This is a genomic window from Rhodoblastus acidophilus (assembly GCF_009720655.1).
Lineage (GTDB): Bacteria > Pseudomonadota > Alphaproteobacteria > Rhizobiales > Beijerinckiaceae > Rhodoblastus > Rhodoblastus acidophilus_A.
The window spans coordinates 222377-247678 of the sequence record NZ_WNKS01000005.1 but is presented as its reverse complement, the minus strand read 5'-3'; the positions used below and the strand labels follow the sequence as shown (position 1 = coordinate 247678).

22 protein-coding genes and 1 tRNA gene are annotated in these 25302 nt (G+C 65.4%); 11 read left to right on the top strand and 12 right to left on the bottom strand.

All coding sequences use genetic code 11. The features are described from left to right. A partial coding sequence (locus GJ654_RS08710) for an AAA family ATPase (RefSeq protein ID WP_155445757.1) occupies positions 1-164 on the bottom strand: 164 nt, incomplete at its 3' end. Between the two features lie 161 nt (positions 165-325). Further along, on the bottom strand, positions 326-1141 hold the full coding sequence (gene gloA, locus GJ654_RS08705; RefSeq protein ID WP_155445756.1) for a lactoylglutathione lyase: 816 nt from the start codon (positions 1139-1141) through the stop codon (positions 326-328). Between the two features lie 430 nt (positions 1142-1571). Here gloA and vnfD point away from each other — a divergent pair, with 430 nt between their 5' ends. The 5 genes from vnfD to GJ654_RS08680 all read left to right on the top strand — a co-directional run bounded on the left by vnfD (position 1572) and on the right by GJ654_RS08680 (position 6460). Further along, complete coding sequence (gene vnfD / locus GJ654_RS08700; protein WP_155445755.1) at positions 1572-2990, top strand: nitrogenase vanadium-iron protein, alpha chain; 1419 nt, start codon at positions 1572-1574, stop codon at positions 2988-2990. Continuing rightward, positions 2987-3328 (top strand): V-containing nitrogenase subunit delta, encoded by a 342-nt coding sequence (vnfG, locus tag GJ654_RS08695; RefSeq protein WP_155445754.1) that lies wholly within the window; start codon positions 2987-2989, stop codon positions 3326-3328. Before vnfD ends, vnfG begins: the two co-directional genes overlap by 4 nt. A gap of 61 nt (positions 3329-3389) precedes the next feature. Further along, the gene (locus GJ654_RS08690) at positions 3390-4778 is read left to right on the top strand and encodes a nitrogenase component 1 (protein WP_155445753.1); all 1389 of its coding nucleotides are present in this window, start codon (positions 3390-3392) and stop codon (positions 4776-4778) included. 178 nt (positions 4779-4956) lie between these two features. After that, entirely contained in the window at positions 4957-5853 is an 897-nt protein-coding gene (locus tag GJ654_RS08685; RefSeq protein ID WP_155445752.1) for a hypothetical protein, read from the top strand. Positions 5854-5974: 121 nt separating this feature from the next. After that, positions 5975-6460: a NifB/NifX family molybdenum-iron cluster-binding protein gene (locus GJ654_RS08680; RefSeq protein ID WP_155445751.1), complete on the top strand. Its 486-nt coding sequence runs from the start codon at positions 5975-5977 to the stop codon at positions 6458-6460. Between the two features lie 499 nt (positions 6461-6959). Here GJ654_RS08680 and GJ654_RS08675 read toward each other — a convergent pair whose 3' ends face one another. The 8 genes from GJ654_RS08675 to GJ654_RS08640 form a co-directional block, all read right to left on the bottom strand. Next, positions 6960-7412 (bottom strand): GNAT family N-acetyltransferase, encoded by a 453-nt coding sequence (locus GJ654_RS08675; protein ID WP_155445750.1) that lies wholly within the window; start codon positions 7410-7412, stop codon positions 6960-6962. A gap of 6 nt (positions 7413-7418) precedes the next feature. Continuing rightward, a complete protein-coding gene (locus GJ654_RS08670; RefSeq protein WP_155445749.1) occupies positions 7419-7967 on the bottom strand; it encodes an NAD(P)H nitroreductase in 549 nt (182 codons plus the stop codon). Next, positions 7955-8983, bottom strand: coding sequence for an ATP-binding cassette domain-containing protein (locus GJ654_RS08665; RefSeq protein ID WP_246664665.1), 1029 nt, complete (start codon positions 8981-8983; stop codon positions 7955-7957). The genes GJ654_RS08670 and GJ654_RS08665 overlap by 13 nt, the downstream gene beginning before the upstream one ends. Then, a complete protein-coding gene (locus GJ654_RS08660; protein WP_155445748.1) occupies positions 8980-9678 on the bottom strand; it encodes a GTP-binding protein in 699 nt (232 codons plus the stop codon). Before GJ654_RS08660 ends, GJ654_RS08665 begins: the two co-directional genes overlap by 4 nt. Continuing rightward, positions 9669-10862 carry an ABC transporter substrate-binding protein gene (locus GJ654_RS08655; RefSeq protein ID WP_155445747.1) on the bottom strand — a complete coding sequence of 398 codons (1194 nt, stop codon included), beginning with the start codon at positions 10860-10862 and terminating at the stop codon, positions 9669-9671. Before GJ654_RS08655 ends, GJ654_RS08660 begins: the two co-directional genes overlap by 10 nt. Beyond that, on the bottom strand, positions 10850-11878 hold the full coding sequence (locus GJ654_RS08650) for a hypothetical protein (RefSeq protein ID WP_155445746.1): 1029 nt from the start codon (positions 11876-11878) through the stop codon (positions 10850-10852). The genes GJ654_RS08655 and GJ654_RS08650 overlap by 13 nt, the downstream gene beginning before the upstream one ends. 16 nt (positions 11879-11894) lie before the next feature. Continuing rightward, the gene (locus GJ654_RS08645) at positions 11895-12143 is read right to left on the bottom strand and encodes a hypothetical protein (RefSeq protein ID WP_155445745.1); all 249 of its coding nucleotides are present in this window, start codon (positions 12141-12143) and stop codon (positions 11895-11897) included. A 93-nt stretch (positions 12144-12236) separates the two neighbouring features. After that, positions 12237-13451 (bottom strand): Rossmann-like domain-containing protein, encoded by a 1215-nt coding sequence (locus GJ654_RS08640; protein ID WP_196305476.1) that lies wholly within the window; start codon positions 13449-13451, stop codon positions 12237-12239. A 345-nt stretch (positions 13452-13796) separates the two neighbouring features. On the opposite strand from GJ654_RS08640, the gene GJ654_RS08635 reads away from it, so the two are divergent. The 5 genes from GJ654_RS08635 to GJ654_RS08615 all read left to right on the top strand — a co-directional run bounded on the left by GJ654_RS08635 (position 13797) and on the right by GJ654_RS08615 (position 17734). Continuing rightward, entirely contained in the window at positions 13797-14600 is an 804-nt protein-coding gene (locus tag GJ654_RS08635; RefSeq protein ID WP_210350814.1) for a phosphonate ABC transporter ATP-binding protein, read from the top strand. A 1-nt stretch (position 14601) separates the two neighbouring features. Beyond that, the gene (gene phnD, locus GJ654_RS08630; protein ID WP_155445743.1) at positions 14602-15504 is read left to right on the top strand and encodes a phosphate/phosphite/phosphonate ABC transporter substrate-binding protein; all 903 of its coding nucleotides are present in this window, start codon (positions 14602-14604) and stop codon (positions 15502-15504) included. Further along, positions 15501-16313 (top strand): phosphonate ABC transporter, permease protein PhnE, encoded by an 813-nt coding sequence (phnE, locus tag GJ654_RS08625; RefSeq protein WP_155445742.1) that lies wholly within the window; start codon positions 15501-15503, stop codon positions 16311-16313. Before phnD ends, phnE begins: the two co-directional genes overlap by 4 nt. 213 nt (positions 16314-16526) lie before the next feature. After that, on the top strand, positions 16527-17099 hold the full coding sequence (locus tag GJ654_RS08620; RefSeq protein ID WP_155445741.1) for a sigma-70 family RNA polymerase sigma factor: 573 nt from the start codon (positions 16527-16529) through the stop codon (positions 17097-17099). Then, positions 17096-17734 (top strand): NrsF family protein, encoded by a 639-nt coding sequence (locus tag GJ654_RS08615; protein ID WP_155445740.1) that lies wholly within the window; start codon positions 17096-17098, stop codon positions 17732-17734. The genes GJ654_RS08620 and GJ654_RS08615 overlap by 4 nt, the downstream gene beginning before the upstream one ends. A gap of 365 nt (positions 17735-18099) precedes the next feature. Here GJ654_RS08615 and GJ654_RS08610 read toward each other — a convergent pair. Further along, positions 18100-18189, bottom strand: a tRNA-Ser gene (locus GJ654_RS08610). 258 nt (positions 18190-18447) lie between these two features. On the opposite strand from GJ654_RS08610, the gene GJ654_RS08605 reads away from it, so the two are divergent. Further along, positions 18448-23883 carry a GH36-type glycosyl hydrolase domain-containing protein gene (locus GJ654_RS08605; RefSeq protein ID WP_264586151.1) on the top strand — a complete coding sequence of 1812 codons (5436 nt, stop codon included), beginning with the start codon at positions 18448-18450 and terminating at the stop codon, positions 23881-23883. A 31-nt stretch (positions 23884-23914) separates the two neighbouring features. Here the strand turns inward: GJ654_RS08605 and GJ654_RS08600 are convergent, their stop codons facing one another. Beyond that, the gene (locus GJ654_RS08600; protein WP_246664664.1) at positions 23915-25204 is read right to left on the bottom strand and encodes an Nramp family divalent metal transporter; all 1290 of its coding nucleotides are present in this window, start codon (positions 25202-25204) and stop codon (positions 23915-23917) included. Positions 25205-25302: the final 98 nt, after the last annotated feature.

Here is a 25302-nt window from a genome sequence, read left to right as displayed (position 1 = left end):
TGGGCCTTGGCGTGCAGGATCAGGCGGGTGGAGTCGGCCTTGGGATCGCAGCCGACGATCAGGATTTTCTGGCCCATTTCGGCGAGGGCGCCGAGGGTGTTCTGCGAGGTGGTGGACTTGCCGATGCCACCCTTGCCGTAGAAGGCGATTTGGCGAAGAGACATTTTTCGCTCCTGGTTTGCGGGGTTGATATGGCCGTCCGTTAGGGCGGTCATATTTTGTTGTCGCGCGTGTCCACCCCGTGACCGGACCCGCGCGTGATCCGTTTTCGCGCTTCGCTCAGGCGATCGCGCGGAAACCGAATTTCTTAAGCTTCGGCCGCCGCTTAGGGCGCCGGCGCTTGAACCAGTTCGATCCGGTAGCCATCGGGATCGACGATGAAGGCGACGATGCTCTCGCCGTGTCTTTGTGCGCGCGGAGGGCGTGGCGTTTGCACGCCCTGAGCCGCCAGACTGTCGCAAAGACGCGCGATGTTTTTCACTCGAATGGCGATGTGGCCGAAGGCGTCGCCGGCGACATAAGGCTCCTCGCGCTGCCAGTTTTGGACAAGCTCGATGGTCATGCCGTTGAAGCCCGCGCCGTACCCAAGGTAGGCTTGCGAGAACTGGTTCTTCTTGTGCTCGCGGCGCTCCAGCAGCGTCATGCCGAGTTTTTCGGTGTAGAAGGCGATGGAGCGGTCGAGATCGGTCACGCGCAGCATGGTGTGCAGCAGCGCGAATTCGCTCGCGTCGATGGACGTGTCCGCGGCCGCGGCCTTCTTGGCCTCGAACAGCTCGCGCAGGGCCTCATCGACGCCCTTGCCGGCATAAAAATTGGTCGCCTCGATTCCGATTTTGCTCAACGCCTCCTGCGGCGCGGCGCCAACCTTGGCGACCAGCAGCGCCTGGCAATCCGCGATCATGCGATAGATGGTGGCGCGTGTGTCTTCCTCTTCATCGAGGGCGTGTTCCGCGATCGCGCGCGCCGCCACAGGGCGCACGCCGTTCTCGTCGACGTCATAGACAGAGAACACCTCGGCGTGGCCGAGATGCAGATCGACTTTTTCGCCATCGCGGGTGGCGACGGCGACGCGCAGACGCAGACCGGCGTCTGTCTTGGCGGCGGTGGCGTCAATCGTCTTTTCCAGCACTTCATCCAGCATGGCGCGTCCCCGGCGTTTGCTCGCATCAAGTCACTGCAACAGCCGTGCCAAGTAAATTCTGCTCAATATGACTGACGTTTTGGCCACGAAATTCAGTATCGCGTACAGAAGGGCAAATTTTCGCACGTTCGCGTGCAAACCGGTCCGGGCACGAAATTGGACGCCGGAACGCTCTTGTTACATGGGCGAACTTTTATGCACGATGCGCTTCGGCGAGCCTGAGCGGCGATGAAAAAAGATTCCGCTGAAAATCAGGGAATAGCGCCCGTTTGGCGCTATTCAATATGTAAGTGGAATAAAGTGAATGTAACTTGGCACGCTTCCTGCGATCCTCATTCGCAACGGCGCCGGAGCCAGTCGCTTTTGCCTTTCCGCCGCCGGTATCCGCGAGAGCGACTTTTGCAACTCACATTCGTGAGGAGGACGACTCATGCCTATGGTTTTGCTGGAATGCGACAAGGACATTCCGGAACGTTCGAAGCACATTTATCTCAAGGTGGAAGGCGAGGACCAGCGCGACTTCCTTCCCATCTCCAACGCCGCCACCATTCCCGGCACGCTGTCTGAACGCGGCTGCGCCTTCTGCGGCGCCAAGCTCGTCATCGGCGGCGTGTTGAAGGACACCATCCAGATGATCCATGGGCCCATCGGCTGCGCCTATGACACCTGGCATACCAAGCGCTATCCGACCGACAACGGCCACTTCAACATGAAGTACGTCTGGTCGACCGACATGAAGGAAAGCCACATCGTCTTCGGCGGCGAGAAGCGCCTGGAAAAGTCGATCAACGAAGCCTTCGACGAAATGCCCGACATCAAGCGCATGTTCGTTTACACGACATGCCCGACCGCGCTGATCGGTGATGACATCAAGGCTGTTGCCAAGAAGGTGATGCAGGAGCGTCCCGACGTCGACATCTTCTGCTGCGAATGCCCCGGCTTCGCCGGCGTGTCCCAGTCGAAGGGCCATCACGTCCTCAACATCAACTGGATCAACGAAAAGGTTGGCACGGTCGAGCCGGAGATCACCTCCGAATATACGATGAATTTCATCGGCGATTTCAATATCCAGGGCGACACGCAGTTGCTCGACCAATACTGGAAGCGCCTTGGGATTCAGGTCGTCGCCCACTTCACCGGCAACGGCACCTATGACGACCTGCGCGCCATGCACAAGGCGCAGCTCAACGTCGTCAACTGTGCGCGTTCCTCCGGCTACATCGCCAACGAGCTGAAGAAACAGTACGGCATTCCCCGCCTCGACATCGACAGCTGGGGCTTTTCGTATATGGCGGAAGGCATCAGAAAGATCTGCTCGTTCTTCGGCATTGAGGAACGTGGCGAGAAGCTGATCGCCGAGGAATACGCCAAGTGGAAGCCGCAGCTCGACTGGTACAAGGAGCGTCTCCAGGGCACCAAGATGGCGATCTGGACCGGCGGCCCGCGCCTGTGGCACTGGACCAAGTCGGTGGAAGACGACCTCGGCGTGCAGGTCGTGGCCATGTCCTCCAAATTTGGCCACCAGGAAGACGTCGAAAAAGTCATCGCGCGCGGCGGCGCCGGCACCTACTACATCGATGACGGCAACGAGCTGGAATTCTTCGAGATCATCGACCTCGTCAAGCCGGAAGTCATCTTCACCGGCCCGCGCGTCGGCGAACTCGTGAAGAAACTGCACATCCCCTATGTCAATGGCCACGGCTACCACAACGGTCCGTACATGGGTTTCGAGGGCTTCGTGAACCTCGCGCGCGACATGTACAACGCCAAGGCCAATCCGCTTCTGAAACTTGCCGCGACCGACATTCGCGGCGGCAACAAGGCTGCTCTCAAGGAGGCTGCGGAATGAGCGAGCAACAGGTCAAGGAACTCTTCGATTATTGCCAGGTGCGCTACCTCTGGCAGTTCTTCTCCCGGTCGTGGGACCGCGAGGAAAACATCGAAGGCATCGTCAACGCCGCCAACGACATGTTCCACGGTCGCGTCATCAAGAAGCATACGCCGATGGAGCGCCTGTTCTACGCCGACGCCAAGGAGATGGTGAAGGATTTCCGCGAAAACTTCCCGTGGATCGAACAGCTGGAGCCGACCAAGATCACGGAAATTCTCGACGGCCTGAAGTCCATGCTGCGCGAGTACACCATCACCAAGTCGCTCAATCACGAGTTGAACCACTCGCTCTATTGAGATCGATCTCACGGGCCGCCGCATGAGCGGCGGCCCTCACCATTCAGAAAGGAGCGCCCCGATGGGCTGCGAAATCACGACGCGCGAACGCGCAGGCGTCATCAACCCCATGTACGATTGCCAGCCCGCTGGCGCACAATATGCCGGCATCGGCCTGAAAGACTCCATCCCGCTGGTCCATGGCGGCCAGGGTTGCAGCATGTTCGTCCGCTTGCTGTTCGCCCAGCATTTCAAGGAAAATTTCGACGTCGCCTCGACCTCGCTGCATGAGGATTCCGCCGTGTTCGGCGGCCACATGCGCATCCAGGAAGGCATTCTGACGCTGGTGCGCCGCTATCCGCAGCTGCGCATCATCCCGGTGATCACCACCTGCTCCACGGAAGTCATCGGCGACGACGTCGAGGGCAACATCAAATACGCGCTCGATCAGATCGCCAAGGAATTCCCCGGACGCGAAGTCAACGTGTTCGCGGTGCACACCCCGAGCTTCAAGTCGAGCCAGGTCGGCGGCTATTCCGAATGCGTGCTCTCCACCTGGAAGGCGATCGCCAAGGAAAAGGCCCCGGCGACGGGTAAGCTCAACATCTTCCCGGGCTGGGTCAACCCTGGCGACGTCGTGCTGCTCAAGCACTATCTGAAAGAGTTCGGCGTCCAGGGCGACATCTTCATGGACACCGAGGATTTCGACTCGCCCATGCTGCCCGACAAGTCGATCCACACCCACGGCCGCACCACGGTCGAGGACATCAAGGCCTCCACCGGCGCGCTGGCCTCGCTGTCGCTCGCCCGCTATGAAGCCGCGTCCACGGTGGACTTCCTGAAGAACACCCATGGCGTGCCCGGCCATCAGATTGCGGCCCCCTATGGCATCGCCAACACCGATGCGATGCTGCAAAAAATCTCCGAGATCACCGGCAAGCCGATCCCGGATTCGCTGGTCCACGAGCGCGGCGTCGCCATCGACGCGCTGCAGGACCTCGCGCACATGTTCTTCGCCAACAAGAAGGTCGCGATCTTCGGTCATCCCGATCTCGTCATTGGCCTCGCCGACTTCTGCACCGAGGTCGAACTGGAGCCGACCCTGCTGCTGCTCGGCGACGACAACACCCGCTACAAGAAGGACCCGCGCCTCCTCGCCATGAAGGAGAAGGTTCCCTATGACATGGAGGTTGTCTGCAACGCCGACCTTTGGGAGCTGGAAAAGCGCGTCAAGGACGGATCGAAGAAATACGACCTGATCCTCGGCCATTCCAAGGGGCGTTACGTCGCCATCGACGCCAACATTCCCATGGCGCGCGTCGGCTTCCCGACCTTCGATCGCGCGGGACTCTACCGCCACCCGACCATGGGCTATCGCGGCGCCATGCTGCTCGGCGAGCAGATCGCCAACGCCATGTTCACGCACATGGAATACACCCGCGATCGCGAGTGGCTCCTCAACACCTGGTGAGGTTTTTTTGCGCACAGGCGCTCACCCTCCGAGCCTGTGCGCCAACCAGCGGCGCGTCGCCGTTCCAACCGTCGCGCCGCTCCCTCTCCCCGCATAGCCCGTCGTCAGACGGGCGTCCTTGCGGACGCCCTGTGCGGGGAGAGGGAACCGATCGAGCGCTTCACCGAGAGGCTTCACCATGGGATTCACATCAAAACTCTTCGCCAATCCGGACTTCGGCTGGTCGAACAAGGTGAGGCTGCCGGAACACCGCCAGATCGAACTCTACACAAAGCCGCGCATCCTAACCTTTGACGAACCGCCGCTCCCGGAAGAGGCTCCGCTGGAGCGCATCGCGGCTTTGGCCCGGGCGGCCGTCGTGTTCGAGGCGACGCTTGCCGGCCTCTATCCGACCGAGCTGCCGCTCACCTCCTGGGCGCGGGCGAAAGACCTGCCCAAGACGACCATGGTCGAAAAGGTTGCGCTGCAATTGCACCGCGTCACCCGCATCCTCCGGCTGATCGCGTTTCATCCGCACGGACAGGTCGAGATGCGCAATGGCGTGATCTGCATGGGCGGCGTGATCGGCAAGGAGGTCTATTATTTCGACATCACCGCCGCCGGCCTCGACCTGATCGAGACCATGGTCGCCTACTGGTTTTCCGCGCGCGACAGCGTCTATCCGGAAAGCTATGTCGGCTGGGTGTTTTCGGAAATGTTCTTTGATCTTGGCGGCGACATCAGGCGCTATTCCGACGAGGGCCGCACGCTCTACCAGTTCCAGCGCAAGGGCCCGTTCAACCGCCACTTCCGCTTCGACTGCGACAATCCCAAGACGACGTTCGAGGGCGATTTCGTCCAGATCGATATCCCCGCGCCCTATCGCGACAGCGCCCGCTACGCCATCGATTTTTTCGCGGTGCTGCACGACGTGCTGCACATCATTCCCGTGGAGGCGCTGAAGGACGGCAAGATCGCCGTCGCCGACCTGCCCAAGTGGGAGGCGCGCGCGAAGAAAGACCCCATGTCTCTGCCGGCGGCGTTCCGGAAAAAATTCGGACGCCTGAAACCCAGCATCAACCAGCCGATGACGTAACCGTCATTGCGAGGAGCCGAAGGCGACGAAGCCATCCACGGTTCGTGCAAGCCGCAGGATGGATTGCTTCGCTTCGCTCGCAATGACGGTTGGTCGCCTTACGAGCATCGAGGAGCCCATCATGGAAGGCCAACATCTGCGCATCGCCATCACCACCGACAGCCTGACCGACCTCGACGCGCCATTCGTCGCGGCCAAGAATTTCGTCGTTTACGACGTCTCGGCGGACGATTCCGAATTCATCGACGCGTTACAATTCGCCCGCCGCGCCAAGGGCAAGGCGGCTGGCGGCGGCCGCGATGCCAATGGCGGACGCTGTGTGATGGACGACATGGAGAACGACGACGGCACGGGACACGACCCGCTCACCGAGCGCGTCAACGCGCTGGAAGGCGTGTCGATCCTGTTCACCATGGGCCTTTCCGATCTCGCCGCCGTGCGCGTGCACCAACTCAAGGTGTTTCCTGTGAAGTCGGCGCGGCATCGCGCCGTCGACGATGTCATTGCTCAGGTGCAGTCGATGATCTCGGGCGTGCAACCGCTGTGGATGCGCCGCGCCATCGCCCGCCGGACGGGAGAGGAACTGGCGGAACAATACGCGTTTTGACGGCGCGTTCACGTCGCGCGCAAAAGTGAAAATGCGCGATACACAAGATAGTGTTCACGTTTTGTTTCACGTGAAACCATCGGAACAAGGTCCAATAACCCAAGTCACTGATTTTTCAGTAAAATCAAAGACCGAGCCGAGGCCCGCACCCAACGCCAATTTTCGCCCGCCCACCGGATATCGTACACAACCGTTTGGTTGTACGCGCAAAAATCGCACGATTTGACGCCGATTTTTCAAGAAATTCACCGGTTTCAACGCGAATCTCGCTGTTTTCGCAGATCGATTTACAACCTGAAGGTGAAATTTCGCCGCGCCGCCGCGCTATCCGCCCGCCTCACCGGCGAGGACCTGGCCGTCGTGGACGAGCGCCTCCGCGGGTCCTGGCCATCCACGCGGCGCCGCAACGCCAACGGTCGCAGGAGTCTCCGCCGCGGCCTGGAGGACCGGGCACGTCCAGACATGACGCGCCCAGCCTCGCCAAAGTGGAAGGCCGCCGTCACCCCAATTTCTTCACAAACTGGATGAACCCGCTCCTCTCCGCCACCCGCACATACATCTTCTGAGCATCGAGATTGGTCTCGTGGGTGATCCAGTACACTCGCGAACAAAAGCGCTTCTTGGCCGCCGCCGCCACGGCCTCGATCAGCGCCGTGGCCACGCCTGTCCACCGCGCGGTCTGCGCGACAAACAGGTCTTGCAGGTAGCAATAATCGCCCGGCGTCCAGCACGAGCGATGGTCCATCCAGTGCGTGATCCCGAGCGCAACGCCGTCCTCGCTGTTTTCGCGCGCGATGAAGGCGCCCATGGCGCTCTCCGCGGGGTCGATCAGCCTCGAAAACGTCAACGCCGTCGTCGTCTCGGGCAGGTCGGCCTTGTAAAAGGTGAGATAGCCGCGCCTCAGCGGCAGCCAATCCTCACGGTCGCTTTCGCGTAAAATGTCGAGGTTCATGGCCGCTCACAAATGGCGGGTGAAGGCGGCGGGATCGGGCGTCGGCAGGGGCGGGTAGGGTTTCGTGGCGCTGCCGAGATAAAGAAAGCCGACGATCCGGTCGAGTTTCCCGAGGCCAAGCAGCCGGCTCAGGTTTTCGTCATGCATCGGCCAGCCGGAGCGCCACACGCCAGCAAAACCCTGGGCGAAGGCAGCCATCTGCATGGCCATGACCGCGCAGCCCGCGGCAAGCTGCTGGTCGAACAACGGCGCCACCTTGCTCTCCCGGGCGCGCGCCACCACGACGATCACCAGCGGCGCCCGCAGCGGCATTTTCGGCGCGCGCGCGATGTTTTCCTCGGGGCGGTTCGAGGCCACCGCCGCCTGCTGCATCAGCGCGCCCAGCCGCTCGCGGCCCTCGCCCTCGGCCACCAGGAATTCGAACGGCTTCAGGTTCTGAAAATCCGGGACGCGGAGCGCCGCGCGCAGGATGACATCCAGTTGTGCGGCGTCGGGTCCAGGCGCTTGCAGCGTATGCGCGGACTGTCGGGTCAGCAGAAGCGTCAGGGCGTCCATGATGCGGTTCCAAATGGCAGGGGCAGGGCGTCGAGACGGGCGCCGTGGCGCAGTTTTTCGCGCAACTCGCTCATGCGCCGGTCGAAATGCTCAAGCGTCGCGAGATGGGCGCGCTCGGCCTCCGAAGTCTCGATCACCTCCGACACGGCGCCGGCGGCGATGACGATCCGCTTGTGGGCGTGCAGCGCCAGGATGGGATCGTGGGTGGACATCAGGACGATCTTGTCGCTGGCCACCAGCAGGTCGAGCGCCTGGCGCCGGTTGATGCCGGCGTTCTCGATCTCGTCGATCAGCACGATGGGCGAGGTCGAGAGCAGCGCGACATCGGCGATCATCAGCGCGCGGCTCTGGCCGCCGCTGAGCTGGGTCAGCGAGGTGGCGGCGGAAAATTTTTCGCCCGCGAGCCGGTTGGCGCAGGCGATCACTTCCGCCGCCGCCTGTTCCGGATTGTCCACCGCGCGGCATTCGGCGTGCATTTCGACGAAATCGCCGACGGTGAGATCGACGACAAAATTCATGTTTTGCGACAGCTGCGCCACCAGCTTGCCGCTCGCCGCCCAGCGTCGCACCGGTTCGGGAACCTCGCCGTCGATCAGAATGCGCCGGCCCGACGGCGTGTCGCCCTGGGCGAGGCATTCGATGTCGTGGAGCAGCCGGCTTTTTCCGGAGCCGGTCGGGCCGACGACGCTGACAATGGCGCCGGGGCGCAGGGTGAGATCGAGATTTTCCGCAAGCCCGGTCTTGTCGCGCCCGCCAAGGATGCGCAGCGAGTCAATGCGGGTGACCGGGTTGCGCAAACCCTGCGCTTCCAGGATCAGCGCCAACAGGTGCGCCTCAAGCTCGACGCGCGAAAATTTGAGCCGGTCGAAATCGCTTGTGTCGAGCGTGTCGAGCCAGCCGGCCAGCGACAGGTCGGGCTTCGGCGTGGAGCCGATCAGCGCGGCGACGGCGGGGTTGAGCCGTTGCGCCTCGTCGAGACGCAGGGAAAGCGCGGGAGGAATCATGTGGGCGCTCATGCGAAAACCTCGGGAAAGCGCATTTTTCGGACGTTGCCGCGCTGGTGATTTTCGCCGATGCAGGTCTCGCCGATGCAATAGGAGCAGATGGCGGACGGCATGGGAAAGCGCAGCCTGCGCCCCTCCAGCGTTTCCAGGTCCGGCGCCGCGCGCATATGGAACGCGAGTTCGCCTGAGCCCTGTCCGGTGAGGCCGTTGAAGGCGACGATCTGGGCCTGCGGATTGGCGCGCCAGACGTTGTGGGCGAACACTTCGCGCTCGGCCTGCGAGACGATGTCGCCCTTGGTGATCGCCACCACATCGGCCATTTTCAGCATCGGCCCGATTTTTTTGGGCGTATGCACGCCCGAGAGATTGTCGACCACGCAAACCGCCAACGCGCCCTGCACATGCGGCGAGCAGCGGTTGCACAGGCCGGCGCTTTCGGCGATCAAGAGGTCGGCGCCGATTTCCGTGGCCCATTGCAGGCAATCGTCGATGTTGGCGATGAAGAAATGGTCGGGGCAGACCGAGCCGGCCAGCCCCGCCGCCACCGGAATTTTTTCGCGGCGGTAGAGCAGGTCGTCGTCGGTGGAGAGACAGTCGAACTTGACGACCGCGAGTCTTTGGCCCTCCTCGCGCAGCGTCTTCGCCGTCTTCAGAATGAGCGCGGTCTTGCCGACCGAGGGGGGGCCGGCGACGGTGATCACGCGCATAGGCTTTGCCCCCTGTCGAGTTTTTCCGTGGCGGCGTGAAACAGCGCCGTGATCCGCTTGATCTCCGCCGCCGACGCGCGCGCGCGAAAAAAATCCCAGCCCGGCCAGGCCAGCCGCGCGTCCGCTGGCAGCGTGGCGCCGCCGGTCGGCGCCAGCGAGGGATAGCGATTGTGATCGAGCCACCGCGCGGTTTTTGGCGAGAAGAAATAGTCCGCGAGCGGCGCCACGCGTTCGCTGTGGGCGGCCTGCGCCGTCATCCACAACGGAAAGGCCAGCGCGCCCTCGCGCGGCCACAAGACTTCGGTGCGGTCGCGGCGCGGGCACATGTCCGCGAGCGCCCACGGCAGCACGTAAATGGCGGCGACCGAATTCGCCGTACCGGCAAGCCGAGGCATTTGTGCGGAATGCGCGAGCCCCGCCAGATTGGCCAGCACCTCGCGCAAGACTTTTTCGCCGAGCAGGCGCGCGACGGCGACCAGGAAAAACTGGTTGAAGGCCCGCCATTGCGGCGCGCCTTCCGGTCGCCAGCCGGACAGCGCGATTTCGCCGCGATAGACGGGATCGGCGAGATCGGCCCAATTTTTCGGGATTTTTCGCGCGCCCAACCGCGCGCGATCCACCAGCAGCACGAAGGGGGCGACCGCATAGACTCCGATCCAGCCGCGCGGGTCGATCAGCCCGGCGTTTTCGAAGGCCGCCGCCGCGCCCGCGGGTTGCGGCGCGACAAAGGCGCCGGTCTCGACATGGCGGGCGTGGAACGCGCGATTAAAAGCGTTGCCGTGGTCGGCGGACGCCAGCAGTTTGGGAAAATCCTCCAAGTCGCGGATGTGGCGCAGCCGCTCGAACGGGGTGCGCCCGCCCTGGCCCATGGGCATGCAGCCCTTGAGGCGTTCGCCACGGGTGCGATGGGTCTCGCGCAGCAGGTCGGCGAGATCGTCGCGCATCCTCATCCGCAAAGGCGCCGGACAGGATCCCAAAAAGTCCCAGCCCCGCGCCGTGGCGCGCGGCGTGTGGGTTTCACCGAAGGCTCGCGGCGTGTGGGTTTCACCGAAGGCTCGCGGCGTGTGGGTTTCACCGAAGGCTCGCGGCGCGTGGGTTTCACCGAAGGCTCGCGGCGCGTGCGCCTCGCCAAAGGCGCGCGGGGGCGGCGTGGTGGCGAGTTGGATCGACGTCACCGCACCCATTTGCGCGTCTCCACGGCGCGCCAATGCCGGCGCAAGGCATATTCGACGACATGGCCGAGCAGGTCGGCCTGGCTCAGGCCTTTTTGCGCGGCGGCGAGGCAGATGGCGCCGCTGCGGCCGATGTGGCAGCAGATGTTGAATTCGAGAAAGACCCGCTGACCCGTCTTCTCGTCGAAGCGATAATCGAGCCGCAGGTAGTCGATCGGCCCCGCCGCCGCCCAGAGTCTTTTCGCGTCGTCCGCAAACGCGCCGTAGGCCGCGCCAGCGTCGTAGAGCGCGTAACCCAGCGGGTCGTCGCGCTTCAAATCCTCGGTGATGATCTCGCCGGCGCGGTTGGAGCGGGGCTGCACCAGATCGAGGATAACAGGCTCATCGGCGCCGATCACCGGCAGGGTGACGTCCACGCCCCGCGCATAGCGTTCGACCAGCACCGCCATGCCCCGCGCGAAAAGTTTTTCCGCCGCCATTTTCGCGCCGTCCCAATCGTCCTGGATCGAGTCCTCCGAAACGCCTTCGGAAGCCGCGCCAAAACGGTTCTTGACAAAATAGGGCCCGGCGAAGGGGGGGGGCGACAAAAGATCTTCGGGCCGCGAATAGATCGCGCCCTCGCTGACCGGCAGGCCGAGCGAGCGCACAAAATTCTTCGTCATCCACTTGTCTTCGGCGAGCGCGCGGATGTTCGGCTTGGCCCCGATCATCGGCAGGTGCAAAAACTCGCAGGTCGCGGCCACAAAAACTTCGGGATTGTCGATGGCCATGCGGTTGTAGAGCGAGAACACCAGGTCGATCTCGTGGGCTTCCGTATAGAGCGCGCGGCACTGGTTCGACGTGGTCACGCGATAGCCGATGTCGCGCAGGGTGTTGTAAATGCGGTGGTAATAGGCGGGGTAGCCGCCATCGCCGGGATAGCTGGCCACCGCAAAATCCGGCGCCAGCGGCGCCGAGCGCGCGAGGAAGAAGATGCGCGTCGCCTCGGGGTTGGCGGGCCGCAGGATTTTTTGCGTCAAATCGGTCATTGGGATTTCCCTCCGGTCAGGCGCTTTCCCGGTTCGCCACCAGCATCAATGTTGGCGCCGCGCGCATCGCGCGCAAGTCGGCGGCGCGCTCGCGCATGGCGATGACCAGATGTTCGACTCCGCCATCGAAATTTTCCACGCGCAAGCCCGCTGCGGTCAGGGCGTCCACCGCGCTTTCCGCGAGCAGGAAGGCGATGGCCTCGGAGCCGCAGCCTTCGAGGCGCAAGGCGGCGACGCAGGTGTTGACGAGCATTTCTGGGCGCATGTCTGTCTCCTCTCGCCAGAGCGATCTGGCGTGTGTTGCGGGAAACGGCTCATGCCGCATCGGACGCTTGTTTTCCGCGTCTTTTCTCAAACTCTAGCGCTTGTGAGGCGCCGAAGATTTGTCACTGAGATGAATATAGCGACCGAATTTCGAAAAATCTTTTGGCGCGGCGCCGGCGCGCACCGCGTTGGCGAGACCGTCGATGTCCCGCGCGACAAACCCGCCGAGCACGGCGAGGCCGTAATCGTGCAGGCGCGGCGTCAGCGGCGTCGAGGGGCCGATCAGCGCGACCGGGCGATGGCGCGCGAGGCGCAGGATGCGCGTGAGCCCACGGTTGATGAGCGCGGACGAATTGACGATGGCGCCGCCGCAGCCGGGCAGCAGCGATTCCATCGCCGCGACCGGATATTCGCCGGGCCGCGGATCCGTCTCGATGATGGCGCAATTCTGCAGGATCGAATCGACGCCGGGAAAGGCGCCGACCACCACGACCGGCCCCGGCGCGCCGCGAAAGCCGCGCACGCCATTGCCGCTGGCGCCGTCGAGATCGGCGCGGTTGTAGAAGGCGTTGAGCGCGGCGACGCCCAATGCCGCTTCCAGCGGATTCCAGGACTGGCTGAGCTTTGCCAGCGCGCGCAAAGAGAGTTTCGACAGGTCGGGCAGGCGCGGCAGCAGATCGCGCGGGTGGCGCGGCAGATAGGCGAGGCCGGCGCCATGTGGCCCCTCCACCATCAGCCAGCGCGGACCGCAGACGATGCGTCTGGCTTCGACCTCGGCGACGCCGTTTGCAAGATCGTCGTAGAGCCGCTCGGCGCCCCACCATTCCCAGAGCGCGCGGCGATTGGGCGCGATCATCGAGCCTTCGTGGCGCACGAACTGGTGCCAATGATGGATGGCGCCGCCGGCGATGGTGGTGAGCAGCGGCAGGCCGCGCCCGGCGCCGGCGCCGACCGGCATTTTGGAGGCGCGCGCCGCATCCGTGCAGCCGGGGAAGCGGCCGATGGCGAACAGATCGGCGCCGTCGCGGATCGCGCGGGCGAGATGGATTTCGGCGGCTTGCGGGGTTTCAACAAAAGTCTTGCCGGTCGAGAGGTCGATGGACAGCGGCGCCTCGCCGATCACCACCGCCCCTTTTCGCGCGTAGCCGCCGACACCAAAACCACGCGCCCGCAGTTCGGCGGCGAAATCGAGGATCAGCCGATCGACGATCACGGAGGGATCGTGAACGACGACTCCGGGGCGCAGCCAGGTTGGCGCTTGGGTCGGGGCCGGTGTTGGCGCTTGGGGGCGGCGAGACGTTTCGAGCATGGGCGGTCCTGAATATGTAAATGGACTACAGCAATAGCCGGGCCAGAGTCGATAGCCTTGATAAAAAGCCTGAAATTGCAGCGCGTGGGCGCTCTGGCCCGCCTCGTGGACCCGTTCGCACGCGAACGTCTTTTCCACGGGAATGTACATTTTTGGAGGGTTGAAACAGGATTTCGCCCGCTTTCACGGGCTGGCGGCCTTGGCGCCAATCCTGCTAACATGAACACGCTTGGCCGCTTCGGCCTCAGCGCCGTCGCGGGTTTTTGGACCCGCGACCGACCACGGCATGAGCCGTCCTCGAACTGGCGAACCCCAAACTTTGGGCGGTTCCGTCGTGGAGACCTCATGTCCATGCTGCATCTCGTCCCGACGTCCTCATTTCCGCCCGCGGCCGCCGCGCCCGCGCTGAGCGTGGACGACCTGTGCGTGGCGCGCGGCGGCCGATCCATCTTGCGAAACGTCTCCACCTCATTCGCGGCCGGGGCGGTGACGGTGGTGGTTGGCCCCTCCGGCGCCGGCAAGACCACGCTGCTCAATGTCCTCAACGGGCTGGTCGAGCCCACCAGCGGCGATGTTTTCGCGACGGAGCTGGGGCCGCTGCACGGCGCGGAGTCCTGGGCGGCCTTGCGCGCCCACACCGCGACCATTTTTCAGGATCACGCCCTGATCGGCCGCCTGAGCGCATATGAAAATGTCCTGCTCGCCTTCGCCGAATCCCGCCATCCGCTGTCGCTGTTGCCCTGGCCCCGTTTCGCGCGCGAGGCGGCGGCCAAGGCGCTGGAAGAGGTCGGCCTGCTCGACCGCGCCTTCGAGCGCGTCGAAAATTTTTCCGGCGGCGAGCGTCAGCGCATCGGCATCGCCCGGGCTCTTTCGCGCGCCCCGCGCCTGCTGCTCGGCGACGAGCCGTTTTCCTCGCTGGACCCACCGCTGGCGCGCCGCTTGGGCGACGACCTCCGCACGCTGGCCGTGCGAAAGGGCGTCACGCTGGTGCTGGTCCTGCACCAGATCGCGCTCGCCCGCGCGCTCGCCGATCGCATCGTCGCCCTCAACGACGGCCGCGTGGTGTTCGATGGTCCGGTCGAAACCTTCGACGACGCCGCGGAACAGATGGTTTTCACGCCTCCCCCCAGCAACAGAAAAGGATGCTGACATGATGAAATGGTCCCGCCGCCTGGCGCTCGCGGCGCTGGGTTTCGCCCTCGCCGGACCGGCGCTCGCGCAGGAAACGCCCGCGCGTCCCAAAAAACTCGTCATCGGCCTGCTGCCGACCGAATCCGCGCCCACGGTGATGCGGCTCAACGAGCCGCTGCGCGCCTATCTCCAGGAGACGCTGAAACTGCCGGTGGAAGTGGTGGTCGGCGCCAATTACGCCGCCACCTCGGAAGCGCTGCGCTTCGGCCGCATCGACATCGCCTATCTCGGCCCGGTCACCTACATCCTGCAATCCAAGCATGTGGGCTTGCAGCCCTTCGCGCGGCCGAGCCATCCCGGCGTCGGCCCCACGTTTCAGGCGACCATCATCGTCCCCGCCGACAGCAAGGCGCAAAAGTTGGCCGATCTCAAGGGAGGCGAAATCGCCTTCGGCGATCCCGCCTCGACCTCGGGAACCTGGGTTCCGCGCTGGCAATTGCTGCATGACGGGCTGGTCTCGGAGCGCGATTACAAGCTGCGCGTGCTCGGCGCCCATGACGCGGTGGCGCTCGCCGTCGCCAACGGAAAAGTCGCCGCTGGCGGGCTCTCAAAACCGGTGTTCAACCGGCTGATCAAGGAGGGCAAGATCGACGCGGCCAAGGTGCGCGTGTTGCAGGATTCGCCGCCGATCCCGGAATATATGTGGACGTTCCGCGATGGCCTCGACCCCGCCTTCAAGGAGGAGGTGCGCAAAGCCTTTGTTGACATCAAGGATCCGGCGGCCCTGGGCGTGTTCCGCGCCGAGGCTTTCATTCCCGCCGTGGACGCCGATGTGGACCGGGTGCGCCAGTGGATCGCCGCGATTCAGGCGGTGAGCGCCCAGACGGCTTGGAAGCCCGGCGAAGGCCCGGCCGCGCAATGACCGAAGCCGCCGCTTACGACGCGCTTGCCGGTGAATGGCGACGCCGACAGACGCGCCGGCAAGCGGCTTTGGCTCTGGCGACGGCGGCGATCATCGCCGCCTTCGCCTATGCCGGCGCGCTCGATGTTTCGCGCTATGCCGACGCCTTGCCCACCATCGCACAACTGGCGAAGGAATCCGTTCCGCCGGATTTTTCGCGCTGGCGCGAATGGGGGCGGCCGTTGCTGGAAACCCTGGCGACCGGAATCGCCGGCACGGCGCTCGGCGCGTTTTTAGCACTGCCGCTGGCGTCGCTCGCCGCCCGCAACGCCGGCGCGCCGGTCTGGCTCAACGAAGCCGTGCGCTTTGTCTTAAGCGCGGTGCGCTCGTTGCCGGGCCTGATCTGGGGGGTGATTTTTGTCGCGGCGGTCGGGTTCGGCCCGCTGCCGGGCGTGCTGGCGCTGGGGGTTCATTCCACGGGCATGCTGGGAAAACTGTTCTTCGAGGCTTTGGAGCATGTCGAGCCCGGCCCCGGCGCCGCCTTGCGCGCGCAAGGGGCTTCACGGCTCGGCGTGTTTCGCTTCGCGCTGCTGCCGCAGGCGCTGCCGCGCCTCACCGACGCGTTGATCTACCGTCTGGAGCACAATCTGCGCGCCGCGACGACGCTGGGCATTGTCGGCGCCGGCGGTTTTGGCCTCGAAATCGTCACCGCCTTCCATCTGTTCGAATATCGCGAGGCCTCGGCGTTGATCCTCGTGCTGCTGGGACTGATCACAACGGTGAATTTCTTCGGCGCGACCTTGCGGCGGATCATGCTGCGCGGACATTGACCCGCTCTCCCGGCCGCTCGCTTTGGCAGAGGGTCGCGGGCGCGACGCCGCCGACGCGCCGACGATTGGCGTCGAGGCGCTTCACGATCTGCCGCCGCAGGATTGGCCGCGACGGGCCGTCGCCCATGAAACGTGAAAAAGCTCGAGAAAAACGCGCCTGCGGGGCCGGCACCGGTGTAACAATCGTGAGCGCTGGCGCGAAGAGAGGTCGCAATGCCGGACTGGATTTCGCAGGATCACGAATGGAGCGCGGACATGCGCGCGGCGCTTGCGGGCGACGGCGTGGCTTACAAGCGCCTGCTGACGGCGCTCACGCCTTTCCTGCGCCGGATCTGCATGAAGGCTTGCGCGCGCGCCGGCATGCCGGCGAGCGATGTCGAGGACGCGGTGCAGGAAACCCTGCTCGCGCTCCATCTCAAGCGCCACACCTGGGACGCGACCCAGCCTTTGACGCCGTGGCTTGCGGCCATCGCGCGCAACAAGATGATCGACGCGGCGCGCCGGCGCGGACGCCGTGTCGAGACGGATATCGCGGATTTCGAAAACGTCCTCGCCGCGCCCGGCGCCGACGCCTTCGAGCGCGAATTGGACCGCCAGGACGCCCTGCGCCTGCTCGACCAGCTGAGCGCGAAGCAGCGCGAGGCGATCGAGGCCGTGTCGATCCGGGGCGAAAGCCTGCGCGACGCGGCGCGGACATTGGGCGTGAGCGAGGGGGCGCTGCGCGTTTCCGTGCATCGCGGCTTGAAATCTCTCGCCGATCTTTACAGGAAAGCGACCGAGCGATGAAAACCGAGGAGCTTATCGCCGCCTTGGCGGCCGACAACGAAACCAGGGGCGCGCCGATGTCGCGCGCCTTCGCCGTCGATCTCGGCCTGGGCTTCGCTGTCTCCGCCGCGTTCTTCTTCGCGACCATGGGCCTGCGGGACACGTTCGTCGCCTCGCTGTCCGAGCCGCGCTTCCTCTTCAAGTTCGTCTTCAGTCTGACCATGGCGGCGAGCGGCTTTTTTCTCGCCTGGCGCCTCTCGCGGCCAGGAGCCGATCCGGGTCTCGCGTCCAAGGCCGTGGTTCTCGCGCCGATCTTGGTGGTGCTCGCCAGCCTGGCCGAAATGGCGGCGACGCCATCAAACCTCTGGGTGGCGCGGATGATCGGCCATAACGCCGCTCATTGCCTGATGGCGATTCCGGCCATGTCGCTGGCGCCGCTCGCCGGCCTGCTCCTGGCGCTCCGCCATGGCGCGCCCAGCAACGGGCGCAGCGCCGGAGCGGCGGCGGCGTTGGCCGCCGCCGGCCTCGCGGCGACGCTTTACGCCATGAACTGCCCCGACGATTCCCCGTTGTTCCTCGCGGTTTGGTACATGATCGCGACCGCGATCGTCGTCGGTGTCGGCTGGCTCGCGGGCGGACGCCTGTTGCGCTGGTGACCGGGCCGCCTGGAAACGGCTGATGTCGCCTGCTCGCACGCTTGGCTGACGACATTGACAACGAAATTTTGACGGCGTCCGGGACGCTGCGCCGAATCGCGGCGGCTCTTCGAGGACGAGGCTCAGCGCGCAGCCTGCCTAACTGGTCCGGAATTCATGCGCGCGCGTCTCGGCCATGCGGTGAGATCGGAGGGGCTGCTTTGCCTGTCTTGTCACGCGCGACAAAAAACCGACGTGCGCGCGAGGGGAAACCGCATTTTGCGGCGCCATAAAAACGGCGCTGGGGGAATTTTGTCGGGCAGTCACAGGTGACGGTCGCTTGCCTCGAAAATAACCAAGTTAATCAAATGGCTAAGCGAAAATAGTGGCGGAAGGGGTGGGATTCGAACCCACGGTAGGCTTGCACCCACGGCGGTTTTCAAGACCGCTGCCTTAAACCACTCGGCCACCCTTCCTACATCTCGCCCCAGGCCCCATTGCCGGCCCGGGTCGAGGCTGGGTTCCTATAGCCCCATCGCGCCCGAACGCAAGGCCCCAGTCATAAAAACATCTCCTGCAAAACCGGGCGCACGCGGGGCAGGGCGCGCCTCGGCCGGAGTCCGCGCGGTTGAATGTTTCGCTCAGCCTGCTAATCATCCAAGCTAGGCTTCTGCTGAAACCACCCTTTCGGCGCGCCCGTCCCCGCAACTTGAGCGAGCATCACATTGACGAACGTGAATCCGGCGAGCGTATCTCCTCTACCCGCGCTCTCCGGCGCCTTGCGCCTGCTGAGCGCCCTCGCCCTGGTGCTGGCGCTCGGCCGCGTCGCTGACGGCGGCCTCGAGAACGCCGTCATCGCGGCGGCGATCGGCGCCGCGGCGCTCCAGGGGTTCGCCGTCGCCGTCACGGGACAGCGCGAGCGTCTGACCTATCTGGCGCTCGATGGGGCCGTCCTGCTCGCCTTCGGTCTCGCCTGCGCGCCCGACATGAAGCTGTGGGCCCCGCCGCAAACTTTTGTTGACCTGTTCCGCATGACGCCCGTCGGCGCCGGCCTCGCCATCGCGCTCTATATCGCCGCCGCGCTGAAAGCCCTTGTGCAGACGGGACGCCGCCCCGGCCTTTCCGGCACGCTGGCGCTGCTGATCCCGCCCATCGCGTTCAACCTGCTGCTGGCGCTGGGCTCGCCCCTGTTCGACAGGGCGGCGGCGTCAACCCCGCTTCCCGCGCCGGTCGCGCTGGCGGCTTTGCGCGGTCTCGCCCTGTTCACGGTCAACGAGCTTGTCGTGCTCGGCGCCGGGCTCGCCATGGGGCGGCGCCCCTCGCGCGACCTGAAACTCCATGGGCTGCTGCTCGTCTCGGCCTTCGGCGCGGCGGTCACCCCGATCGTCTCGCAATTCGGCTCGACCGCCTTCGTCGCGCAGCTGATGCAGCCGTTCGATATCGTGCTGGCCTCGCTCGCCGCCGCCGCCGCGCAGGCCGGTCTGTGGGCCGAAGTCTATCTGGTCACCTCGGTGATGGGCGACATTTTGCACGGGGCGCCGCCGGTCGCGCCGCGCCTCACCGCCAACTGGAAGTCCGGCGCCGGAAAAGGCGCGATGTTCGGCGGCGTGTTCATGGCGCTGCTGCTGATCGCCGCGGCGGTGGTCGCCTCGCCGGGCGCGATGGAGCTTTTGCGCGCGTCGTCCTGGCTCGGCGCCGGCCTGCTCGGCGCGCTGCTGTTCCCGCTGGGGCGCACCATTCTGGAATCCACCGACGCCACGCCGCCGTTCCCCAAACGTCTCGCCAGCGCCTATCGCATGGCGCCCAACTACGCCGCTGGCGCGGTCGCGGGCTTGGGGATGTATTACGCCTTCGCCCACGGCCTGCCGGAATCCGACTCGGCCGTTCGCTTCGGCGTCGGCTTCGCCATCGGCGCGGCGTCCTATGTCGCGGCGCTGCTTTACGACGACTTGGCCGACATTGGCCGCGGCATGCGCGGCCGTCCGCGTCATTGGCGCGTTTATGCGCTGGGCGTGCTGCTCGGCGGCATTCTCGGCGGCGCCATCGCCTGGTATTTTGATCGGGGCCAACTCGATGTCGTGCTCGGCCATTTCCGCGAGCATGTGGCGCTCAACTATGTCGCCGCCGGGGTTTCGGACCACCGTTATGTGATCACGCCGTTCTTCTCCAAATGGGGCGCGACCGATCTCGGCGCCGCCATGGGCGCCGTCAACCTGTTCTATCTGGAATCCCTGTCGGGCGTGATCCAGTGGATTTTCGCCGCGCCGCTGTTCAGCATCAACCTGTTCTTCCTCACCGCGCTGCTGACGCGCTCGACGGCGCCGATCAAGAAGCTGTTTTCCTCGGAAGGCTTGAGCGGGCTCGCCGACAACGCCATCGTGGTGCTGCGTTGGGGTCTGTGGATGGCGCCGATCATCTACGCCTTCCTCAAGGTCGCGCCGGATCCGCAATGGTACAATCAGGACGGGCTTGTCCGCACGGCTGTCGCGACCGTGGCCAGCGTGAGTCAGCCCGAAAACCAGTTCCGCGACTGGAGCCTGTCGATCTTCACCGCGCTGCTCAGCTATGACTGGCTGCGGGTGCTCATCTGGTTCGACCATATGGGTCTTCGCGTGGCCACTTTGGTCAATCTCTCCTTCGTCGGCGGGGATTTGGCCGACGGGGCTTGCGCGCGATTCCTGGGGTCGCGTGGCCAGGCGCGCGCCATTCCCGAGGCGATCAGGCGTTTTGGCACCTGGGCGCCGCTGCTCATCCCCTTCTACATCCCGCGCGGCGCCGAATGGGACAAGGCGTGGAGCGCGGCGGAAGCGGCGGCGAAAGCCCCGATGCCGCCGCTGGTGGCCCTGACGCTTGGCTATGCCCTGGCCGCGCTCGGCGTCGTGGCCGGCATCGTCGTCTTCCTGCTGACCCGACCAGCGAAGAAAACCAAGGGATCGCGGCAAAGCATCGGCAATGGCTTGCTGACCATGGAATTCTACGGCAGCGGCGAAGGCCATTACCGCGTCGAGACCGCCGCCCGGCGCGGGTCGCCGATCGACATGACGCGCATGCCGGACGATCCTATCCTTCCGCGCGGCGCCTTCTTCTATTTCGTTGAACAATCCGGGGAGTCGCAGACCCTGTGGTCGCTCACCGCCGCGCCGACGCGGGTGGGGTTTGGCGCGCTGGAGGCGGCGTCGCCGATGCTGGCGCAGGCGCGTGGCGAACTCTACGGTTTGCATTGCGAAACGCGCATCGAAATGGTCGAGGGCGAGGTTCTGGCGCTGACGCGGCTGAAGCTCGCCAACGCCGGCGCCAGCGCGCGAAAAATCCGCATTTGCAGCTATCGCGACCTCGTCATGAACGAGGGCGGCGTGGAGCGCCGCGATGCGCCCTATAACGCGCTGCATGTCGGCACGTGGTTCGTGCGCGCCTGCGGCGCGATTTTCGCCCGCAACCGCCTGCTGAAGAACCAGGGCGGGGATTTCGCCTCGAAACGCCTGTCGCGCGAGATCGCCTTCCACGCCGTGCGCGAGCAGGAGGGGGTGCGGCTCACCGGTTACGAGGACGCGCGCTCCCGCTTTTTGGGTCTCGGCCAGCGCCGCGACCCCGACGCGCTGACGCAAAATCTGGCTTTGCGCGATCCCGCCGACGAAGGCCTGCTCTACAGCTTCGAGCCCTGCGCGGCGCTTTGCGTGGAGGTCGATCTGCCCGCCGACGGCGTGGTCGAAATCCTGTTCGCCGACGGCTGGGCGGAGGACGAGCACGCCGCCGCGCATGCCCTGGCCCGCGCCTTCGACACCCGCGTTCCCGACACGTTCGACGCCACCTTCGCGCGCCGACGCGTGCTGGCGCCGGCGATCACGGCGGATGGCGAACGCTTCGCCTTCTCGCGCGACGGCCGATCCTTGCGCACCGCGCCGGGCGCGCCGCGTCCTTATTCCCACGTGATGGCCAATGAAGCGGGATTCGGCGCCGTGGTCACCCACGACGGCGAAATCTTCTCGTTCTTCCGCAACGCCCGCGCCAACAGCGTCACGCCGTTCCGCATCGGCGAGGGCCGCAACGCCCCGCCCGGGCAGGCGATCTATGTGTTCGAGAACGAGACCGGCGAGACGCATATGGCGACGCTGCTGCCGCTGCGCCGCGCCGACACGGATTACGACGCCGTGTTCACGCTGGGCGCCGCCACCTTCACCGCGACCAACCCGAGGCTCGACCTCACCCAAGAAGTCTTTGTCGTCCACGACGACCCCGTGCAGTTGCAGGTCTTGACCCTCACCAACCGCACCGACCGTCCGCAGGTCTATCGCATCGCCCCGGTGGCGGAAATCGTGCTGGCGGAAACCCCGCCCGAGTCCATCGGCCGGGTCGAGACCGAAACGGATGACGGCCGCGCCCTGTTCTTCCGCAATCCCGGCAACGGTTTCGTCCAGGACTGGGCGTTCGCCGCCGTGTCCTTCGACGCCGACGAATGCGATTTTTCGCGCGCGAAAATTTTGGGGCGCAAGACCCGCGATCCCAAAATTCCGTTTTTGGCGGAACACGGCCATGTCGATGGCGGCGCAGGCGACGACGGCCGTCGGGCCGCCGGTTTCGCCGGCTCCATCGAAATCGAGCCGGGCGCGTCCGCGCGCATCGTGGTGGCGCTGGGCGCCGCGCCCGACCTGGACGCGGCGCGGGCGCTGGCCAAGCGCGCCGCGACGCTGGCCTATGCGATCGACAAGCGCACCCAGCTCGACGCCTTCTGGACCGAGATGCTGTCGACGCTGCGGATCAAGACCAACACTCCCGCCTTCGACCGCCTCGTCAACGACTGGCTGCCCTATCAGGCGCTGACGGCGCGGCTGTGGGGCCGCACCGGCCCGGCGCAGCGCTCGGGCGCCTTCGGCTACCGCGACCAGTTGCAGGACGTTTTGCCCTTCATCGCCCGCGCGCCGGACATCGCGCGCAAGCAAATCCTGCTGCACGCCAGCCAGCAATTCGTGCAGGGCGACGTGCTGAAATGGTGGCATAACGCGCCTGACGGCGGCGTCGGCATCGGCGAGCGCACCCATGCCTCCGATCCGCATCTGTGGCTGCCCTATGTCACGTTGCGCTATGTCGCGGCGACCGACGACGCCACCGTGCTGCACGAAAAGGTAGGATTCGTCGAAGGCGCGCCCGTGCCTTCCGGCGTCGAGGGCCATGTGATCTCGCCGACGCCCGCGCCCGAGATCGCGACGGTGCTCGACCATTGCCGCCGCGCCATCGACCACACGCTCTCCCATTTCGGCGCGCACGGGCTGCCGCTGATGGGCGCCGGCGATTGGGACGACGGCATGAATCTCGTCGGTTTCCGAGGACGGGGCGAGAGCGTCTGGATGGGCTTCTTCCTCTACGACAATCTCACCCGCTTCGCCGAGCTTTTGCGCGCGGAAAAGCAGGAAAGCCTGGCAAACAGCTATGCCGCGCGCGCCGACGCGCTGCGCGCCGCGCTCGACGCCTGCTGGCGCGACAACCGTTTTGTCCGCGCCTTCTGCGACGACGGCGAGGAGTTTTTGGCGGTCGGGGCGATGTCCTCGGCCTGGCCGGCGCTGTCGGGCGCGGCGCAGGGCGAGCGCGGCCGGCAGGCTCTGGAGCATGCGCTCGACAAACTCGACAAGGGCGACCGGGTGCTGCTGGTCACCCCGCCCTATGACGAGACGTCAAAACCGTTTCCGGGCCGCAGCGCCGATTATCCGCCCGGCGTGCGCGAGAATGGCGGGCAATATACCCATGGCTCCTCATGGTTCGTCGACGCGCTGGCGCGGCTCGGCGAGCGCGCCGCCAGCGAAGGCGACGCCGGCGAGGCGGCGCGGCTGTTCTCCCGCGCCGTAAAAGTGTGGATGGCGCTGTCGCCGTTGACCAAGACCACGCCCGACCAGATCGACATTTACGGTCTGCCGCCGCACCAGCAGCCGGCGGATGTCTATGACGGCCCGGGCTACGAGGGCAGGGGCGGCTGGTCCTGGTACACGGGCGCAGCGTCGCGGATGATGTCGGCGGCCTACGCCATGCTCGGCGTGACCATCGAGAACGGCGAACTGAAACTGCGCGCCGACGCCTCCGAGGACAAGGCGGGGCTGAAGCTGGAGAGCGTGACCTTCAGGAGCAGGGTTTTTCTCAATTTCGCCAGCGCGGAGCAGCAGGAGGATGTGCTCGCGGAGTAAGCGCGGGCGCGGGCGGTCAAGGACAAGGCGCTCACGGCGCTTCGGCAAGACCCGCCGCCTGCGCCAGCAGGAACAGGTTCAAGGCGACGACGATTCCGGCCGCCAGTCCGGCCATCGCGCGCCCGAAAACGCCGTTGACAAAATCCCCCATCACGTCGCGGCGCGAGGTGAGCAGGATCAGCGCGATCAGCGGGACCGGCACGACGAGACTCAGCACGACCTGGCTCAGCACCAGCGCCTGCGTCGCGTCGACGCCGAGGCCAACGACCACAAAGGCCGGGATCATGGTGACGAGCCGTCGCAGCCACAGCGGAATGGTGAAGTGGACGAAATCCTGCATGATGCCCTGTCCCGCGATGGTCCCGACCACCGAGCTGGAAAAGCCCGAGGCCAGCAGCGAGGTCAGGAACACGCCCGCCGCCGCGCCGCCCAGCAGGGGAATCAGCGTTTTATAGGCGGTCTCGATGCTGGCGACGTCGGCGTGCTCCGGGTGGAACGCCGCCGCCGCCATCGCCGTCATCGCCATGTTGACGAGCCCCGCCAGCCCCAGCGCCACCAGCACCTCGACATTGGAGAATTTGAGCGCGCGCCGCCGCTCCTCGTCATTGTGGACGGGCACGCGGTTTTTCGTCAGGCTTGAGTGCAGGTAGATCGCGTGCGGCATCACCGTGGCGCCGACAATGCCGACCGCGAGCATGACGCTGTGCGGCCCCGCCAGAGCGGGCGCTATGGAATGGTATGCGACAGCCTTCCAGTCGGGCGGCGCGATGACAAGTTCAATGAAGTAGCTCCCGCCGATCACGGCGACGAAACCGGCGATCACCAGCTCCATCGGGCGGAAACCAAAGCCTTGCAATTGCAGCACGGCATAGGTGGCGACGCCCACCACGCCCAGGCTGGCCATCAGCGGCAGGCCGAACAGCAGCGACAGACCGATGCCCGCGCCCAGGAATTCGGCGAGATCCGTGGCCATGGCGGCGATCTCGCTGAGGGTCCACATCGCCCACACGACAGGTTTCGGAAAATGGTCGCGGCACTGCTCGGCCAGACTTTTTCCCGTGACGATCCCAAGCCGCGCGGAAAGGCTCTGGAACAGCATGGCGACGAGGTTGGCGAGCACCACGACCCACAGCAGCAGATAGCCGTATCGCGCGCCCGACTCGATGTTGGTGGCGAAATTGCCAGGGTCCATATAGGCGACGGACGCGACCACGGCCGGCCCGGCGAAGGGGAACAGCGCGCGAAGCCCCCGCCGCCGCCCCGCGAGGGACTCGCGTCCGGCCGCTATGGTCTTGTCGGTCCAACCCGCCGTGTCGCGCAAAGGCGCCTCCTCGAGCCGAGCGTTTCGAACGACAACGAGCGATGCGGCGTTTGGGTTTCCGCCGCGCATTGGCGCGTCCGCAGTCAAGCTCAAGCCTA

Coding starts and splice junctions, on each gene's coding strand:
- vnfD (WP_155445755.1), top strand. CDS start 1,572: ATGCCTATGGTTTTGCTGGAATGCGACAAGGACATTCCGGAACGTTCG.
- GJ654_RS08620 (WP_155445741.1), top strand. CDS start 16,527: ATGCCGGACTGGATTTCGCAGGATCACGAATGGAGCGCGGACATGCGC.
- GJ654_RS08680 (WP_155445751.1), top strand. CDS start 5,975: ATGGAAGGCCAACATCTGCGCATCGCCATCACCACCGACAGCCTGACC.
- GJ654_RS08655 (WP_155445747.1), bottom strand. CDS start 10,862: ATGGGTGCGGTGACGTCGATCCAACTCGCCACCACGCCGCCCCCGCGC.
- GJ654_RS08690 (WP_155445753.1), top strand. CDS start 3,390: ATGGGCTGCGAAATCACGACGCGCGAACGCGCAGGCGTCATCAACCCC.
- GJ654_RS08685 (WP_155445752.1), top strand. CDS start 4,957: ATGGGATTCACATCAAAACTCTTCGCCAATCCGGACTTCGGCTGGTCG.
- phnD (WP_155445743.1), top strand. CDS start 14,602: ATGATGAAATGGTCCCGCCGCCTGGCGCTCGCGGCGCTGGGTTTCGCC.
- GJ654_RS08615 (WP_155445740.1), top strand. CDS start 17,096: ATGAAAACCGAGGAGCTTATCGCCGCCTTGGCGGCCGACAACGAAACC.
- GJ654_RS08645 (WP_155445745.1), bottom strand. CDS start 12,143: ATGCGCCCAGAAATGCTCGTCAACACCTGCGTCGCCGCCTTGCGCCTC.
- GJ654_RS08675 (WP_155445750.1), bottom strand. CDS start 7,412: ATGAACCTCGACATTTTACGCGAAAGCGACCGTGAGGATTGGCTGCCG.
- GJ654_RS08665 (WP_246664665.1), bottom strand. CDS start 8,983: ATGAGCGCCCACATGATTCCTCCCGCGCTTTCCCTGCGTCTCGACGAG.
- vnfG (WP_155445754.1), top strand. CDS start 2,987: ATGAGCGAGCAACAGGTCAAGGAACTCTTCGATTATTGCCAGGTGCGC.
- GJ654_RS08650 (WP_155445746.1), bottom strand. CDS start 11,878: ATGACCGATTTGACGCAAAAAATCCTGCGGCCCGCCAACCCCGAGGCG.
- phnE (WP_155445742.1), top strand. CDS start 15,501: ATGACCGAAGCCGCCGCTTACGACGCGCTTGCCGGTGAATGGCGACGC.
- GJ654_RS08635 (WP_210350814.1), top strand. CDS start 13,797: ATGTCCATGCTGCATCTCGTCCCGACGTCCTCATTTCCGCCCGCGGCC.
- GJ654_RS08670 (WP_155445749.1), bottom strand. CDS start 7,967: ATGGACGCCCTGACGCTTCTGCTGACCCGACAGTCCGCGCATACGCTG.
- GJ654_RS08660 (WP_155445748.1), bottom strand. CDS start 9,678: ATGCGCGTGATCACCGTCGCCGGCCCCCCCTCGGTCGGCAAGACCGCG.
- gloA (WP_155445756.1), bottom strand. CDS start 1,141: ATGCTGGATGAAGTGCTGGAAAAGACGATTGACGCCACCGCCGCCAAG.
- GJ654_RS08640 (WP_196305476.1), bottom strand. CDS start 13,451: ATGCTCGAAACGTCTCGCCGCCCCCAAGCGCCAACACCGGCCCCGACC.